This is a genomic window from Butyrivibrio sp. LC3010, assembly GCF_000424385.1.
Taxonomy (GTDB): Bacteria; Bacillota; Clostridia; order Lachnospirales; family Lachnospiraceae; genus Butyrivibrio.
The window spans coordinates 42,333-60,232 of record NZ_AUJU01000020.1; the positions used below are offsets into that span (position 1 = coordinate 42,333).

The window sequence follows — 17,900 nt, forward strand, 5'->3', positions numbered from 1 at the left end:
GAACCTCATAATTCTTAGAGAATTATTGTCAAAAAATATTTAAAACATGAAAGCGCAAGCAAAAATACTACGTTCACAATAGTGAATACGAGGATATATTTTCCTTTATTATCTTTGTAATCATTGCCGTAAGCTTTAAATGATATAAGACTTGCCATGGAAGCAATAAGAGTTCCGAGTCCGCCGATATTGACGCCGATGAGGAGCTCTTTATAGTTTGTAACAAAACCTGATAACATAAGTGTTGCAGGAACGTTACTGATAAACTGGCTTGCAATGATTGAAATCAGATACTCCCTTCCGGAGGCTACACTCATGAGAAAATCACTTACGGCAGGGATTCGTCCCATATTTCCCGTAAAAATGAAAAATCCTATAAATGTAAGCAGAAGAATATAATCGGCTCTCAGAAGTATCTTTCCATCCATAACGGCAACTGTGGCAAGGATTATCAATGCCATCACATACCAGGGGATTACTCTTAGTACGGTTATAAGAGCTATGATAAAAAGAATGCTGTAGACAATTACCTGCTTCTTACTTCCAAAGCTCTTTACTATCTGGTAATTATCGCTTCTTTCCTTCAGGGCGCTTGCTCCGTTTTTTATGAAAAGAAGTGAAATCATAAGAAGCAGGAGAGAGAACAGGCTGTAGGGCAGCATACATACTACAAAATCCGGAAGTGTCATTCCTGTAAGTCCGTACAGATAGAGATTTTGCGGATTACCGATGGGAGTCAGCATACTACCAAGATTGGCAGCAACTGTCTGCAGAACTATCACCGGTATCATCATATCCTCACGCCTGCAGCTGTGCAGAGTCATAAGAGCAAAGGGAACAAATGTTATAAGTGCCACATCATTGGTGATGAACATACTTCCCAAAAAGCACATAAGGATAAGGACGGCAGCTAGCTGCCGTCCCGTCTGTACTTTCTTAAGAAGGATCTCTCCAATCTTTTCAAATATGGAATTTTCTCTAAAACCCTGAATTACAATCATGAGACCCCAGAGAATACCAAGGGATCTGAAATCTATGTAAGAGAGATATTTACTATCAGGTCTTACTAATACTGAAGATATGATCGCAAGTATCCATGCTGCCATAAGTACCGGATCTGATTTGATCTTTCTTAAAAAGTTCTTCATGCTGGTATCCTTTAAGCTGCCTTTTTAGCAGACTCTCCTGACTTCTCTCTCTTGGCAATGATAGGAAGGATTACTCCAAGTCCTGTAAGAACAAGAGGTGTTATTACATTAAGTGCAAAAGTAAACGGATCAGCATCATACATACCAAGGATGCAGCTTGCTGCAGTTACGATAAAGCACCATGCACCAAAGAACAATGCAACACCCTGATTCTTCACGAAACGGTACTCTGCAGGGAACTTATCGCCTGCCTTGCGAAGTGCCATGTAAGCGAAGAATACCCAAAGGTAACGAAGAGGCATGCATACAGAGTTGAGCTTTGTAAGCTGTTTAAGAACTGCTGCTGCACCGGGTACAAATGACTGGATAAGGATGATGGATCCTGAAAGAACCGCTACCATCTTAATACCATTTACATAAGCACCTGCATCATTCTTCTTAAGAAGACCTGAAGGAATGAACTCTCTTGCATCCTCGTTATCAAGAAGCATGCGAAGAGGAGCATCGATACTAAGTACAAGTGTTGAGAGCTGACCGATCATGTTGCATACAGCGTAGATGATAAGAAGGCTGTCACCAACATGATAGTAGTTACCAAGCTTCTGGAATGCCCAATAGCTTCCGTTTGAATTGTATGCGTTAAAGCTTTCTGTTGAAGCATTGATCTCAGCGGGATCAAACATCATACCCATTGAAATTGTGCCAAGGATCGCACATACAACTACCATGATTGCAAGTGTGATCATTGCTCTGGGGAATCCCTTGCTGGGATTCTCTACCTTATTAACATAAGGAGAAATCTTTTCACATCCGCCAACTGCAAATACGAGAATTGAAAGTGATGTGAAATACTTGACATCAAACTGAGGAACAAGGCTCTTCATGGTGAAATCCATTGATACGAAGCCTGCACCGGGGTTGATGGCAGGTGCTGCAAACATCATAAGTATGTAGAGAATAGACATAACAAACATGCTTGTTCCTGCGATGGTTGCGAGCTTTTTAAGAGGATTAAGACCTCTTGAAGCAACCCAGCAGAAAATAAGAAGAATTGCAAAGGTTACAAGCTGAACGGCAAGAGTAGGGAATGTATCATATGTCTCACCATTTCTGAAAATTGCCCAGCTAAGTGCCTTAAGACCGCCTGATGACTTGGATGCGATATAAGTAATGTGGCATGCCCAATATGTCCAGCCAGCGTAGTAAGCAAGCTTGGGACCTGTGGTACTTAAAATCCATGAGCTCACACCACCGCCTGATGTCTTGAATGCTGAACCAAGCTCACCGACCATAAGTGCATAAGGAATAAAGTAAAGTGCAAACATCAGTATCCAGCTGAAAATAACCTGAATACCATTAAAATAAACGAAGCCGTTAAGAACGTTTCCAAATCCCCAAACAGTGGAGAAGGCAATGAACGCCAATGTACTCCATTTCATACGTTTTGAATCCATTTTTTCTAATACCTCCTAAAAAAACTGAAATTTTAAAATAGATTCGCTTTAAGCGCAACTTTTATATTTTAATACATAAAAGCGTAAAAGTCACGTCTTTTTTAGGGGACTGTGTAGGCTTACATTAATGGAAAAAAGGAGGTTTTTATGGCTATAAATATTGAAACAATTAAGACTGAAAACGTCACCATGAATTACTTCAGATTTGGGAAACAAGGCGGAAGTCCATTGGTCATAATCCCCGGCTTATCAATTAAGAGTGTTATGGAATCTGCAGAATTTATTGAAGTTGCCTACAGTATTTTTGTGGACGAATATGACGTATATGTAATGGACAGAAGACAGAATTTACCGGAAGTTTATTCTATCGAAGAAATGGCTGTGGATACAGCTGAGGTCATTAAAAAGCTTGGTCTGTCCAAAATAAGTATAATCAGTACTTCTCAAGGCGGCATGATATCAATGCATATGGCATTAAAATATCCTGATCTTATCAGTAATCTTATAATTGCGTCCAGCAGCGCCCATGCAAATGATAAATCACTGGCTGTAATTAAAAAATGGATAAGTCTTGCAAAGAGTGGAGATAAGCAGGCACTGATGCTGGATTTTGCCGATAAGTGCTATACCAGAGAATATGCTTCAAAATATCATGATGCCTTTTTGAAAATAGCCGAAACGGTGACGGATGAAGAGCTGAAGAGATTCATAACAATAGCTTCAGATCTTAGTGACATGGATATCTCTGACAAGATTAAGAACATAAAAAGCAGAGTCCTGGTTCTTGGCGCAGACAAGGATGAGGTTTTTGGCATGGAACCCACTTTGGAACTGGCAAGAGAACTTAATTGTGAGTCCTATATCTATAAGGATTATGGACACGCATTCTATGATGAAGCACCTGACTGTACCGGGAGAATATATAAGTTTTTGAAGGGAAGTTCAAACACATAAACGAAATATAAAACAGAATATCAAGTGTCTGAAAACGCAGAAAATGTCAGAAGTTTCACAGATTGACAAAAGATTACAGGGTGTTAGAATTAGAATGTCACGATTAATTGGTTTTCTAAAAACCGTCTAATTTTTCTGGAGGAGGTATTGATATGTTAAAAGTATCAAAACTCGGTGCAACTGCGCTTGCTCTTGCACTATCTGTAACTTTTCTAACCCCGTCTACTGCCTTGGCAGCATCAAAACCCAGTGCAACAGTAAATCTTGACAAGGTCGGTACTAACACTTTACGTGTTGATGAAGATGTAAAGTCGATATTTACTCAGTCGGGCGAGAGAGATGCAGTTCAGGCTGCTGTTGTAAAGGCTGGTCTTGCAGGTGGCTGGCTCAGTGCTACTGAAGTAGGTGAATTTGAAAATTCAATATATCTTTATGATGGGGAGGGCTATAGCACCTATTACTATAAGGATGGATATCAGTTTAATATTGATAATATATCCACGTACTCTGATGATACGGATAATGTAAAGTATACTGTAACTCAAAGAGTGTATATTAACCCAACTACCGGTAAGACAAGCGTAAAAGAAGATGATGTTTATGTTAATGACGAAGCTGCAATGCAGAAATTCGTATCTGGTATCAGAATTGCTGCAGGTGAGACAACATATCTTTCAGTTCCACTTATAAACGGAGATATTAACATAACCAATGTTAAGTCTTCCAAGAAAAAGATTCTTAAGGCTAAGCGATTTGAAAAGAAAGACTTAGTACTTACTTCAAACGATAATGTGAGAGTAAAGAGTGAGGTTGTTGGAGGAAAAACAGTACATTATTTCTACACAAGTGCAGGTGAGAAGGTTGTTCTTGCAGATGATTATACGAAGGATCCTAAATTTTTGGCGGCAACCAGATCTCATGCAACAGTATATATCAAACTCACACCTGTTAAGACCGGAAGCTCCAAGCTTTCATTTGATATTGTAAATGAGCAGGGTACGGTTACAGGTAAAGTTGAGACTACAGTTTATGTAGTATCTGATCAGGATATGCTTAAGACATTTACATTTGCCGGAAAGTCTCTTCTTGGTGATTATAGTAATCCTAAGAATTTCTGGTATGGAAAGAAATCATCAGATACAGACTATAATGTTTCATCTGCTAACAGTGGGAAGCTTGTTGTAAAAGCAAATAAGAAATATAAGGTAGTTGAGATTAAGGTTGGTACAATTGGACTTACTCCTTATACTTCAGAAATTGCGGCTAAGAAAGGTCATGGGAATTATGGCTATACATACAGTAATATATCCGGAAATGCTGTAGATGCCGGTATCGATTTAAATGGTGATGGCGATACTGATGATACTATAGATGGTGTAAGTGAATCCAATGCCAGATATAAGTTTACAACAGTTAAGTCCGGCAAAAAGATTAAGCTCAGCAAGGTTGGCGTTGATCAGACACATTCCTATGAGGTGAATTCAAGAACAAGGGATAATGGTAAAAATATATATGATAAAAACGTAGCCGGAAATGCTGTTTCTGAAAAGTTTACTAATAAGGGATATGATTTAGTTGCTCCTACAGTAATCAAGGTAGTTGTATACGACACACTTGCTCAGGAATATCACACAATTGAGAGGACTATTTATCGTACAGTAAAGAAGTAATGGAGTAAATTCCTTACTTAAGATATTAGTCAGGTAATATGAGTGAACACAAAACTGTCACATGGGATGAAAAGTCCTGTGTGGCAGTTCTTTTTTTGAGCAGAGCACTTAGCGAGGTATTTCACGAGCTTAGTGCGAGCCATGGAAGTCCACTTAATGAGGTATTGTCGAATTTAGTGGAGCTTCCAGAGCAGAGCAACTTAGCGAGGTATTTTACGAGCTTAGTGCGAGCCATGATTATCAAAATATAATAATTATAAAATATTGCATATGCGGCGAGTAATATGATTGCTAAATAATATGCGCAAATGCAGCTATTGTCTTGTTTTATATATTTATCGAAATTATAAACATTTAATAAAGTTTATAAAAACTCTATAAAGCCAGTATTTGAGCGCCTTGACAGCTTTTTATAGAGTGCTAAAATCAGTATAGTCACGGCAACGCGGTTCGATATACCGTAGAAAGAATTTTTATGAAGGAGGGTCTCTTTATGAAGGGATTAAGAAAATTTGGAGCAATGGCTCTTGCAGCAGCTTTGTCACTTACGCTTATCGCTCCTGTTAACGCTAATGCAGCTTATCAGGAAGCGGCAGGACCTAGTTTTTCACAAAGGTATTCTGGTATTTCTGAAGTAGATCAAATCAAGGAGAATAAAGATGCATCAGGTAAGGTTGTCTCCTATACAGATATCACTACTGGAGCTACTGCTGCTGAGAGTGCAGATTTGATTGATTATACTGCTCCTAAGAAGATGCAAATTGAGGTAAATGATTGGCAGACTCTTCATGTATATTTAGGCAATGGAAATTGCGAGATCAGAAATGTGAAGTCCTCAAATAAAAAGGTTATAAAAGCTAATCTCAGTAAGAATTTTAGTAAATATACAACAACTGATAAGATATCTGTACATGAAGAAAATGGACAGTATTATTACTATGATGGTGTATCAGGCAAAAAGACTATAGTTGCAAACAAGGATGCAGCACCTAATGCATCAGAAGGCAGATATCATATTACGTTGAAGGCTTCGAAGGAAGGCAAAGCTACAATATCTTATGATGTGTATGACAATACAGGAAATAAAACAGAAACTGTTAAAATTAAGGTAACTGCAAAGGAGGTTGCTCCTTTTGCATCCGTAACTTTTGCAGGTAAATCTCTTATTCATGATCGTTATATTGGTGCTACAAATGCAAATGCTCTTGGAATTAAATATGTTAGTAACACTACGACAAAGAAGTCTGGAAAAGTTAAAATCAAGATGAATAAGGGCTATAAGCTTGTAAAGGTTATTACAGGTACAGAGAATGGATATGTTGTAAAACCTGATGATGTGACGGCACCTTATTATGGAGAAGATGCAGAGCAGATTAAGAGTGAGTTCAAGAGTGATTTTGGTACCTTCTCAAATTACTATACCTGGACTGACCGCGGAGCATCAAAGAGCTTCAAGCTTGCGCTTAGTACAACACCTAGTAGTTATGGCTATTCAAAATATGGAAAGACCGGGGAAGAACCTTATGAACATTTGTATTCTAGAGAGGGCTATTCTTCTTCAACACCTATTTATATTTATTTTGTTGATAAGAGCACAAATAAGCTTTACAGATTCAACACAACTATTACAAGACGTCTTATAAAATAAGATATATTTTAGATGTTTATATGCCCTCCGTCCAATTCTGGATGGAGGACATTTTCTATGCAATTCATAATGGTTTTATCGCAATAATGAAAACAAAAAAACTCTGTGGCAGGGCATAAAATTTGAAAATGATTCCCAATGTAGAAAGAAATTAAAAATTTCGAAGAATAGATATATAAACCTCAAATAACTGTTAAAACAAAGAAAGTAGAAAGAAAATAAATAATTTCTTCAACAGGATAAACGGTTGTAATTTTCTGAAAAAGAGTTGAATAACAATTGAAATAGGTGTATATTTTGTAATTGTCACGGGTAATTGGACTTGTTCAATTATCAAAAAAAAGAGGGTGACCAATTATTTTGTTGGAGGAGGATTCACATGAAGGGAATCAAAAGAATTGGAGCAATGGCACTTGCTACAGCAATGATTATTTCACTTGCAGTGCCCGGCAGCGCTAGAGCAGCTGTTTACAGTACAGCTGAGCAGGTTTATGACGTAGATCGTCAGGGTACTTCTTCTATTGAGAATGGTACTGTAAAAGAGAACGTAACAGGAACCATTTACAGAAACAGAATTACAGGTGCTGCTTATGATGCAAGCACAAATAATGCTGATGCAGAACGTGCTGCAAAACAATATGTTCAGGACGTGAAGAAGATTGAGGTTGGTACTGATAGCTATTATGGCCTTTCTATCAATCCTGAGGTTGGACAGACACTTGACAGCGTAAAAATCAAGAGCGGTAAGGCTAATATTTCAATTAAGCAGTCCTACAAATATGAGACTACAGTATATCCCAGCTATGACTCAAAGACTAAGGAAGTATATTTTAAGAAGAGTGATAACACAAAAGAAGTAATTGCTACTTCTGAAAGTTATCCTACAGATGAGCAGTTGAAGGCTTGGAAGCGTGTAGATACCAATTATACATATCGTATCTTTGGTAAGAAGCCTGGTAAGGCTAAGATTGAGTACACTGTATCAGGCAAGAAGACTAAGGTAAATGTTACAGTATCTGATGATGCAAGAGTATTTAAGGCTGTTTCATATGCAGGTAAGAAGCTTACTCGTGATAATGACAGAAATGCAACTAATGCAAATACATGGTATACAAATACCTCTAATAAAGCTGGTATCAACTATGTAACCAAGAAGTCCGGTAAGTTCAAGGCTACTATGGGTAAGAACTATAAGTTTGTTAAAGCATTTGTTATTAAGAGTACACCTTACGAGGTAAAGACAGATGCAGATTCTCATTCATACAGCAGCAAGTATTATTCATATTCATACAGTTGGTCAAAATCTCAGACAGCAAGACAGAAGACTACAGGTATTGACCTTAATGGTGATGGTGATACACTTGATACAATCTATGGTATAAATGAGAATAACTACTCAGAAGATACAGTACAGGTTGTAGGTAATAACAAGAAGATCACACTTGATACAACACCTATTAAGGATGAGTACACATACACAAGAAATGATGATGGTCTTGAGTATTCAACAGTTCGTTCTTCACAGAGCAACATGGCTGAGGACACAAGAATTATTGTTGTTTACCAGAACAAGATCACTAAGACATTTGGAACAAGCTACTTTGATATTACATACAGAACATCTAAGAACTAATTTAATTAGTTTATAGCGATAAATCCTCCGGAAATCATTTTTCGGAGGATTTTTTGTATTCAGGATTATATACTAATGCAGCCAATTGCTGCATCCGATTTTGCCAATACAGCAATTGAATAAAACTTCCATAAATAGTAAACTAAGACCTGGATTTAAAATCATTATCTATTCTTGGATATTAAATCTATTTGAGGGGAAATATGAAAAGGGAGTTTTTTGGGGATGAGATATGATGCATTTATAAGCTACAGACATGCACCTCTTGATATGGAGGTTGCAAAGAGAATTCACACAGGGCTTGAAACTTATAAGATACCGGCTTCTGTGCAGAAAAAGACAGGAAAAAAGAAGATGGGCAGGGTCTTCAGAGACCAGGAAGAATTGCCCATTGGAAGTGATCTTGATGACAATATTTCAGGCGCTCTCGCCGAATCTAAATATCTGATTGTCATTTGTTCTCCACGAACACCTGAATCCTATTGGGTTTGTAAGGAAATTGAAAATTTCATAAAGATGCATGACAGGAATCATGTACTTGCTGTTCTGATAGAGGGAGAGCCATCAGAATCTTTTCCTCCGCAGCTTCTTACTGATGAGGAAGGTAATCCTGTAGAGCCTCTTGCTGCAGATGTAAGAGGTGCTGACAAAAAAGAGCGAAACTCTAAGTATAAGACGGAGCTTCTTCGCCTGGCTGCTCCGGTTATTGGCTGTACCTATGATGAACTCAGGCAGCGCCACAGAGAGAGGATGATAAGGAAGACCATAACTCTTGCGTCATCAGCCGCAGCGGTTATTGCCGTTTCGGGTATGGCATTTGGTATTTATAATGCCGGAGTCGCTTCTAAGATGAAGCAGCTTGCTGATGAGAAGAGCAGACTTGCTGATGAAATAACTGTCCAATATAAGGGTAAGCAGGAAAATCAGTCCAGATTCTATGCAGAGGAATCACTTTCACTCTTTGATCAGGGAAACAGAGAAGATGCTGTTCTTGTTGCTATGGAGGGACTGCCTTCGGAAGAAAATGACAGACCTTATGTTCCTGAAGCTGAATACGCACTTTCAAAAGCACTTTATGCCTATGACAGCGGCAATGATTTATCTTTTGACAGAAATCTGACACACAGTTTGCCTTTGGCATTTATGAAAAGGTCAGATGATGCAAGATTACTCGTAACCTTTGATAAAGGGAACAAGGTGTACGTATGGGATACAGAGAACTGGACGCTTAAGACTACCATTGAACCAAGTGTTAATGAATTCAATTATTATGAAAATGTAAATACGGCAGATGCTGACGCTTCAGGCGTTTATATAAACACAGACTATGCGCTCACCAAGTATGACTATGATGGGAATGTCATATATTCGAAGGAAACGGATGATATGGTTGTGGAATGTGAAGTCTGTGAAGATAGCAATAAGGTGATTCTCGTTTGCCATAATTCAATTTTAATACTTGATGCAGGTTCAGGTGAGGTACAGAAAACTATCGAAGAATCCACAGGAATTACCTTTAAAAAGGGTGGAAAGTATATTGCTGATAAAGGAATTTATGCAGCACAGCATTACAGTGATGATGAAAATGCTGATAATTATTTTTCACTGATAAATATCGGGGATGGCACAAAAACTGATACAAAATTGTCTGAAGGTTTCAGCCTTGATTTTGGCATTACTGATAATGGAAACTATGCGGTTTTATCATGTAATGGAGATATTTTGCATAATGGACTGACCCATACGGTTCTGGATTTGATTGATAAAAATGGCAATTTAGTGTGGTCAAGAGATCTTGATGCTGATGCCAGCAATATACTGAGTTTTGTTGCTATAGTCAAAGCACACCAGTATGAAAAAGACGGAGTTACGAATTCAGATATAGTAGTTACAGTTGAATCAGATGCTTTTACTATAGATGAATCTACAGGTGAGATAAAGGCAGAGTTCAATCTTCCCGGAGATGCAACCATGCTTGCTCTTTCTGTTGGAGTGCCCTATGGAAGAGTTGGATATAATCAGGGAAACATTGATTTTGTAGATTTTTCTACAGGCAAAATTCATTCAGAATTCAGTTTTGAAACAAATGCTTCCGTCAGAGAAGCAGTAGTCTTGCAACATGGACTTGCCTTTAATTCTTTTTCATCTCCTGATGTACATGTTCTGTCATGGCATGAAGCTCCTGATGCAAAAGAGTTTATGGTTTTTAATGATGATATGAAAGTATTTTCCGTATCAGACGATTCAAAATATCTGGCTATGGGCGCCAGTAGGGAATATGGTAAAGTCTCTATCTATGACAGAGAAGGAAATGTGATTTATTCCTATGATCAGGGTGATTCGATTAAGAATGTTGTTTTCAGAGGCAATGCAGCATTTATATACGATAGCGGAATTATTGTAAAAATCGATCTTACATCAAAGAGTGCTGAGGAATACCGTCTTCAGGATTATGACTTTGACATTAATTTTTTTGATGTGAATTTATCTGCTGATGGCAATACTGCTGCTATATGGAGTGGTAGGAAACTGCTGATTCTTGATCTGGAGAAGAAGGAAAAGCTTGCACTTATTGAAACAGAGAATCAGATAGGAGCTGCGATTCCTGCGGCAGATAAAAACACCGTCTATATAATCGAGGGAGGAAAAACACTTTATAAAACAGAGATTGCTACAGGTGAGAATACAATTCTTGGTGATGACAACCTTCGAATGGTGATAAACAGCTCTAACATGAACTATATGACGCTTAGTCCCGATGGAAAGTATCTTGCCATTACATGCATGGATGGAAATGTAAGAATTGTTGATATTAAAAGTCTTGCAACAGTTGAAGTTATTCCTATGGATGCTTATTACCAGGCATATGTTTCATTTACAAGCGACAATAAACATCTTGTGATGCAGGGCGATGATTATAAGGTTCGCATATGGGATATGGACAGCAGGGAAATTGTAAATTCTGTTGATACGGGCGTAAAGGTAAGATGTATTGTCTGTGATGAAGACAGTAAGCTAATGGCTGTCTGCTCAGGATATGGAATGCTTTTGTATGAAACGGATACCTATGGCTGCGTAGCTGATATTGATAGAGGAATGGCATATTTTACTGATGATGATTCCATACTTATAAGCAGTGACAGGATGGATTTGAAATGCACTCAGTATAAGAACTATAAGCAGCTGATAGAGGAAGCAAAGAAGCAGTTTGCAGGAGCAGTACTCAGTGCTGAGAAAAAGGTTAAATACAACATTAATTAAGTTTTATATGTAATGTACTTATCTGGCTGAAAAAAGTTAACAATAAAAGATATGGTATCAATAAAGGAAGAATTTTAATGGAAAGTATTTTGATAATTCTGATTTCGGCTGCAATCTTTTTTGCAATAGCATTGTGGCTTGCGATAGATAGTGAACATATAGCAAAATGGACACAGATAGCTTTTTTCATAGCTATTATAGGCGGACTATTTATATACGGCTCTATAAATTCGTTTATATACGGTGCTGAGCCTCTGAGCGCTGTTCTGAGGACTGTTGTTGACCTTGGAAAAATGTTTGGTAATACAGGTGGCGATAATTTTGAGAAGTTCAAAAATGCTGTCGGTATAAATCCGGGACTTTCGGTTTTTTACTGGCTCATACACTTCTTTGCTTACTATTCACTGGTAAGCGCAGTCATTCTTCTTATCGGTGATAACGTACTTAGGAAAATGCGTATATTTTTCCTGAAGATTCATGACATTGAAATCATCTATGGTATCAATGAGCATACCATAAATACAGGAAGAGAACTTGTAAAAAATGACAAGGCCTCCGTGGTATTTGTTGGAAACGGAGCAGGGTATGAATCAACTATCAGATGCATGGGAGGAATCTGTTTTTCTGATAATGATGCGAAAAAGCCTACGAAAAAGTTTTTGAAAAGATTATCTCTTAAGAGATATAAAGGGAAAATCCGCATAAGTGCACTGTCAGTCAATGAAGATGCGAATTTTGATTATGCTTCAAAGATGATGAAATGCCTTCAGGAATTCGGAATCAGCCCGGTTCAGACTGAGCTTGTACTTTTTGGCAGGGAGGATATAGAGAATAATTATTTTCAGGCGTTGGGGAACACCTATGGTTATGGAAGTGTTTTTGCTTTTAATTCCCCGGAGCTTACAGCTAGAATTCTTCTTAGGAAATATCCTGTATGTAACACGATTCCCTTTAATTCAAAGGCAAAAGCTGAAAGAGATGTGAGCGCCCTTATCATAGGTTTTGGACATGTAGGGCAGGAGCTTCTTAGAAGAATTGTCTCAGGTGGCCAGTTTGAAGGAAGCGAGTTCAAGGTTTGCGTTTTTGATCCTAATGTTCATAAAAAGGACGGTTTTTACAGAGTCCGCTATGAAGCGATGCTGGAAAATTATGATATTTCTTTTATGCCTTATGACGGCAGGAGCTCTCAGCTCACTGATTATGTAAAAGAAAATGCGGCTAATCTTACAAGCATATACATCACAGTTGGTAATGAATCCGCAGGTCGCGATATGGCATATGGAATACATGAGATATTATCAAAGGCAGGATGTCAGGCACCTATTTATCAGTGCTGTGACGGCTCGGTTATTTATTATAAGGAAGATATGCATTGTGAGATAACCGATACTTTTGCACCTGAAATTATTTATGACAGAAATATCGATCAGCTGGCGAGAGAAATAAATCATTTTTACAGGGGAGATGCAGAGGCTGCAGATGAGCAGTGGAAGGACTGTGCATACTTTGACAGAATGAGCTGCAGAGCCAGTGCGGACTATTTATCAGGGCTTATAGGCAGGCTGGGAATTTCAGGCTCTGAAGAAATCACTCCGGAATGTATGGAGAATCTGGCGAAATCTGAACATGAGAGATGGTGCGCTTTTCACTATTCCATGGGCTACAGATGCATGACAGAGGACGAGATCAAAGCCAGAGAAGAGCAGTATAAACAGGATAAATCCACCAGAATCACCAAAGATAATGCTAATAAAATTCATGCGTGCTTGATACCATGGGACGATCTGGATGAGCTTTCCCGTTTTGAAAATTCTGTAACAGGAAAAAATCTTGATTATAAACAAATGGATAGGGATAATATTGTGACAATGGTTAAGCTATTATTAGATTAACAAAAAAAGAGGGGGATCATTATCATGAATATTATTAAGAAAATCACATTGCTTGGCGTGACTCTTACCAGTGCATCTGCACTTTTGGCATGTTCTTCAATAAGTAGTGAAGGTGCATCTGAATCAGATTGGCAGACGGAAAATGAAAACTATGAGAATGAGAACAGTAGTCAGGAAGATTCTGAAGGAGAATCCGGTTTTGCTGTAAGTAAAGACTATGGAGATAAGACGCAGGAAGCTCTGTGGGATTTGAGCAATGTTTTCAATGATTACAGGGAGAGTGCCATGGCAGATCCTGTGAGGCAAATGGAAGTAACTCCAGTATCTAAGACACTTTCAACTACAAGTGGTGAGAGTGATCCTTATGATATCTGTACCATTGAAATGAATGGTCGCAGGATGCAATATACCATGGAAATAATAGGTGAGCCTGATGATGAAGGTATGTATCCTTTGTACATCACTATGCACGGCGGCGGTGAATCAACAGCTGAGGAAAATAATGAGCAGTGGATAGCAATGATGAATTATTATCGCGATTCAGTGCAAAATGGAATTTATGTAGCTGTAAGAGGTATGGAAGATGTATGGAATATGCATTTTTTGGAAGATTCGTATCCTATGTATGACAGGCTTATTGAGGATATGATACTTCTTGAAAATGCTGATCCCAACAGGGTTTATCTTCTGGGATTTTCTGCAGGAGGTGACGGAGTATATGCTGTTGCTCCAAGGATGGCAGACAGATTCGCTGCAGTTAATATGTCATCCGGCCATCCCAATGATGTTAGTCTTCTTAATTTATCAAATCTTCCTATAGAGATTCAGGTGGGAATAAGGGACTACTACAGTGCTTCTGCAAAAAGGTCACTGCGTGGTGCAGAATTCGAGGACATTCTTAATGGATATAGTGAAGCTTTTGGTTTCGGCTATTCTCACAGAGTGCTGGTTCATGTTCCTCAGGGTCATGGAATCAATGACAATTATGTAGTAAATGATGAATTTATTGAGGAGTATGGTCTGCAGGATGAGGATCCGGCAAAGCTTTATCCTCACGTTCTTAAACATCCGGAAGAATTTGCAAGAAGAGCAGAGGATGAGGACTGGTTATCTGCTTTTATGAATATTCTTGAAGAGGTTTCCGGCAAAACATCCTGCTCAGAGCTGTCTTATGAGTCTCCGGATGGACTTGATGACAAACTATTTGAGTATGTGACAAACGACCTGAATATGGAAGTTGTAGAGGAAAGAGATACTGATGCGGTTCACTATGTGAACGACTATCAGCGTGAACCTTTACCACAGTCATTTATCTGGGATCTCGGTACGAGAGCGGATAGTAGAAACGATAATGCTTTTTACTGGTTAAAGGCAGATAAATCCGTGAATCAGGGAGTAATTGAAGCGGTTTTTGACAAAGAGAATAATACAGTATATTTGGATGAGATTGATGACGTTAACGGAGAGATTACCATTTTAGCAAATCCTCTGATGATGGATTTTGACAGACCTTTGACCGTGCAGACTCCGAATGAAGAAATTACTGTTGACTTAAAACCGGATAAAAAGATAATGGAAGAATCAGTTAAAGAAACAGGTGATTTTAACCTTGCATGGGCAGATGAAGTAACTGTTTCATTAAACAAATAAAAATGTATCTATGCCACAAAAATCTTGGTTCATCTAAAAGAATTTTGTGGCAAAAATTTTGCTGCTTTTTATCCGGGATGATTATTTTTTATGGAATAAATAATGGTTACAGTAAAAAATTAGTGAAAAATCATTATATTCCATAATTTTGGATTTATGTTATTATATGGGTTATGAAAGAAAGAGATGAAAGCAGAACTTACGTCAGAAGAGAAGTTCGTGCGGGTTATAGGAAAGAACTTAAGAAATTTATAAGCGAAGGAAAAGGTCATTACAAGTGCAGATTTGCTGAGCTTGCCTATGATATGGGTGATATGTACCGGAAGGGTATAGGAGGTCCGGTTGATACAGCTAAGGCATATTCTTACTATCTGCAGGCTGAATATGCGATGCAGTTGAGACTACAGGTTAAGAGAAGCAGTGAAGACGAGGCACTTCTTGCCAGAGTCAGACTTGCTCTTACCAAGCTTCGGAGAAAACTGGGTTATGGCAGTGAGAAGCTTTATTGCAGTACACATCCCTTTGTACTTTATCAGGCACTTGATGAAGGTCATGACCTTATGGTTTCCTTCAGACCACTTAAGAGCGGACGTATCAAAATTGTAGGTGCGAGAATTCCCAAGGCAGGAAGAGAAGAGAACAAAAATTCAAGAATGCTGATCACATACGACAGATTTCATTACTGTGAGCTCAGAGATTTTGTAATAACCTATGCGCAGAATGTTCAGGGCTTATGGTTTGAGGGAAATGAGGACTGTATCAGGGTGGATTCTATAACACTCACAATTGATGAGATGTTTGGAAATAGGTGCGAATTCTATTATCACGGGAAACTGGTTGCTTATATCTTTGCAGAAGACTATGTTGTTAGTTCGGGTAGACCGCGATATATGAGATTTTAAATTGGAAACTATTTGTAAAAAATCTGAAAAAAAGCCATAAAATATATTGTATTATGGGTTTGGTGTGATAAAATCTAGATATATCAAGAATGATAAGTTCAGAGTGCACATTTTAGTGTACGAAATATAAATCGTTCTGCGGTTTATAGAATTATGAGGGAGAAAGAACCGGTGCCAATATCGCGCCGGCTCTTTTGCTTTATTCATTTTCAGCATCTTCAAGCACATTTTGAGTGCTTTATTCAATCTCTACGAATTCAAGTACATTTTTGATTGTTTATTCATTCTCTGCATCTTCAAGAACATTTTCAATTTTGTTTCTAAGCCATACGATATCCTGATCAAATGCTTTTAATAGTGCGTCAGAGTATTTGGATTTCCGTACAGCATCAGTGCGCCTTAAAGCAGATAGGGAATCCTGAAGCTCTATTATTTTTTCAAGAGTTTCCTTCATCTCATCACTAAGTGACCTTGCGCCTCTAATGCACCCATCCAGAACACTTCCGATTCTGCTCCCTTTATAGGTAATCTGTCTGGCAGAATTCATGATTTCAGATCTGAAAACCTCCAGGGCTTTTAAATAGTTTTTCTGAAGCGAATCCTGCTTTTTCATGGCAGCGCGAAAATCCTGATTAAGAGTGGACAGGCTTTTTATCAGAATATTCGTATAGTTTGTACTTTGCCTGTAATATTCGTTGCATACGGAAGAATACATATCAGCGTATTTCGTGGAGTCCCGATGAGCAGATTCAATCGTATTGAGAGATGACCGAACGGTATTAAAGCCGTTTTCAAGGGTTCCCAGCTCAGCGTCCAAAGCCGCAGATATATCGTGGATTTTTCTTGAAAGATTTCCTACCTCGGCAGCGATCCTGGTTGAAAATTCCCGGCTTTCTTCATTCATATGTGTAGCTTCTATTGTGGTGTGTAGCGCAAAAAGATCTGCCTCGGATGCAAGGGCTTCGAGCATATCTTTCTTTTCCGAAAGACTCTGCACCTGCTTGTGATACTGCTCCAGGCTGGACAGGGTGTATGATACTGATTTTTTCAGAATATGGGAAAAAGAGGAGTAACTTCTTATCTGCATGATAAGTTCCTGGTCCGGCATATATTCATCAGAAAGCTTTTGCAGATTGATCTGAGGAATTTCAATATTCCCTGCAAGATCGGAATTAGCCGGAAGCTCCGGAAGATTATCGGTAGATTCTCTGATTGAGGAAAGGGCATCGCTTATTTTTACCATGGTTTCCCCAAGAATATTTACATCATCAATATGACCGCCTGAAGCAGCAATGATTTCAAGCAGCATATCAGAAAGATTGTCAAAGGCTTCGTCCTGATCAGATGCAAAGGAATTAAGATCCCCCTCTATCTGATCGCGTCTTCCTTTTAAAGCGGTGGGAATATCGCGGATCGGTGCGATGAGGTCTGAAAGGCGTTTCCTTTTTACAACCTCCTGCCTGCTGATTGTAGGAGCATACTCTTCAAGCGGCAAGTAATTATTATCAAGTTCATCATCAAAATCCCTGCCAAATAGTGCCAAGATTACGCCCCCTCCCCAAGAATATTGTAAGGTAAAAGTGATTAAGAATCATACCTTCATAAAAGTCTATATATAGTAAAATTATACCATAATAGCTCGTGAATTTCCGCAGAAATAAAAAAAGAGTTACCACAATTTATTGCAA

Annotated in this window: 11 protein-coding genes; 8 read left to right on the forward strand and 3 right to left on the reverse strand. The window is 38.4% G+C overall.

Features of this window, described 5'->3' with window-relative positions:
* Nucleotides 1-14 precede the first annotated feature (14 nt).
* Nucleotides 15-1,148 carry an SLC13 family permease gene (locus G622_RS0112635; RefSeq protein ID WP_026511017.1) on the reverse strand — a complete coding sequence of 378 codons (1,134 nt, stop codon included), beginning with the start codon at nt 1,146-1,148 and terminating at the stop codon, nt 15-17.
* An 11-nt stretch (nt 1,149-1,159) separates the two neighbouring features.
* Nucleotides 1,160-2,602, reverse strand: coding sequence for an APC family permease (locus tag G622_RS0112640; RefSeq protein ID WP_026511018.1), 1,443 nt, complete (start codon nt 2,600-2,602; stop codon nt 1,160-1,162).
* A gap of 147 nt (nt 2,603-2,749) precedes the next feature.
* Here G622_RS0112640 and G622_RS0112645 point away from each other — a divergent pair, with 147 nt between their 5' ends.
* The 8 genes from G622_RS0112645 (at nt 2,750) to G622_RS0112680 (ending at nt 16,212) form a co-directional block, all read left to right on the forward strand.
* Entirely contained in the window at nt 2,750-3,556 is an 807-nt protein-coding gene (locus G622_RS0112645; protein WP_026511019.1) for an alpha/beta fold hydrolase, read from the forward strand.
* 152 nt (nt 3,557-3,708) lie between these two features.
* Nucleotides 3,709-5,226 (forward strand): hypothetical protein, encoded by a 1,518-nt coding sequence (locus G622_RS0112650; protein ID WP_026511020.1) that lies wholly within the window; start codon nt 3,709-3,711, stop codon nt 5,224-5,226.
* A 493-nt stretch (nt 5,227-5,719) separates the two neighbouring features.
* The gene (locus G622_RS0112655) at nt 5,720-6,874 is read left to right on the forward strand and encodes a hypothetical protein (RefSeq protein ID WP_026511021.1); all 1,155 of its coding nucleotides are present in this window, start codon (nt 5,720-5,722) and stop codon (nt 6,872-6,874) included.
* Between the two features lie 379 nt (nt 6,875-7,253).
* Nucleotides 7,254-8,507: a hypothetical protein gene (locus tag G622_RS0112660; RefSeq protein ID WP_026511022.1), complete on the forward strand. Its 1,254-nt coding sequence runs from the start codon at nt 7,254-7,256 to the stop codon at nt 8,505-8,507.
* A 225-nt stretch (nt 8,508-8,732) separates the two neighbouring features.
* Nucleotides 8,733-11,768 carry a toll/interleukin-1 receptor domain-containing protein gene (locus G622_RS0112665; RefSeq protein ID WP_026511023.1) on the forward strand — a complete coding sequence of 1,012 codons (3,036 nt, stop codon included), beginning with the start codon at nt 8,733-8,735 and terminating at the stop codon, nt 11,766-11,768.
* Between the two features lie 77 nt (nt 11,769-11,845).
* On the forward strand, nt 11,846-13,660 hold the full coding sequence (locus G622_RS0112670) for a hypothetical protein (protein WP_026511024.1): 1,815 nt from the start codon (nt 11,846-11,848) through the stop codon (nt 13,658-13,660).
* 24 nt (nt 13,661-13,684) lie between these two features.
* A complete protein-coding gene (locus G622_RS24700) occupies nt 13,685-15,310 on the forward strand; it encodes an alpha/beta hydrolase (RefSeq protein WP_049945842.1) in 1,626 nt (541 codons plus the stop codon).
* A gap of 173 nt (nt 15,311-15,483) precedes the next feature.
* On the forward strand, nt 15,484-16,212 hold the full coding sequence (locus G622_RS0112680) for an SEL1-like repeat protein (RefSeq protein WP_026511025.1): 729 nt from the start codon (nt 15,484-15,486) through the stop codon (nt 16,210-16,212).
* Nucleotides 16,213-16,489: 277 nt separating this feature from the next.
* Here the strand turns inward: G622_RS0112680 and G622_RS0112685 are convergent, their stop codons facing one another.
* Nucleotides 16,490-17,755, reverse strand: a complete 1,266-nt coding sequence (locus G622_RS0112685; protein WP_026511026.1) for a hypothetical protein — start codon at nt 17,753-17,755, stop codon at nt 16,490-16,492.
* Nucleotides 17,756-17,900 lie beyond the last annotated feature (145 nt).

Coding starts and splice junctions, on each gene's coding strand:
- G622_RS0112635 (WP_026511017.1), bottom strand. CDS start 1,148: ATGAAGAACTTTTTAAGAAAGATCAAATCAGATCCGGTACTTATGGCA.
- G622_RS0112640 (WP_026511018.1), bottom strand. CDS start 2,602: ATGGATTCAAAACGTATGAAATGGAGTACATTGGCGTTCATTGCCTTC.
- G622_RS0112645 (WP_026511019.1), top strand. CDS start 2,750: ATGGCTATAAATATTGAAACAATTAAGACTGAAAACGTCACCATGAAT.
- G622_RS0112650 (WP_026511020.1), top strand. CDS start 3,709: ATGTTAAAAGTATCAAAACTCGGTGCAACTGCGCTTGCTCTTGCACTA.
- G622_RS0112655 (WP_026511021.1), top strand. CDS start 5,720: ATGAAGGGATTAAGAAAATTTGGAGCAATGGCTCTTGCAGCAGCTTTG.
- G622_RS0112660 (WP_026511022.1), top strand. CDS start 7,254: ATGAAGGGAATCAAAAGAATTGGAGCAATGGCACTTGCTACAGCAATG.
- G622_RS0112665 (WP_026511023.1), top strand. CDS start 8,733: ATGAGATATGATGCATTTATAAGCTACAGACATGCACCTCTTGATATG.
- G622_RS0112670 (WP_026511024.1), top strand. CDS start 11,846: ATGGAAAGTATTTTGATAATTCTGATTTCGGCTGCAATCTTTTTTGCA.
- G622_RS24700 (WP_049945842.1), top strand. CDS start 13,685: ATGAATATTATTAAGAAAATCACATTGCTTGGCGTGACTCTTACCAGT.
- G622_RS0112680 (WP_026511025.1), top strand. CDS start 15,484: ATGAAAGAAAGAGATGAAAGCAGAACTTACGTCAGAAGAGAAGTTCGT.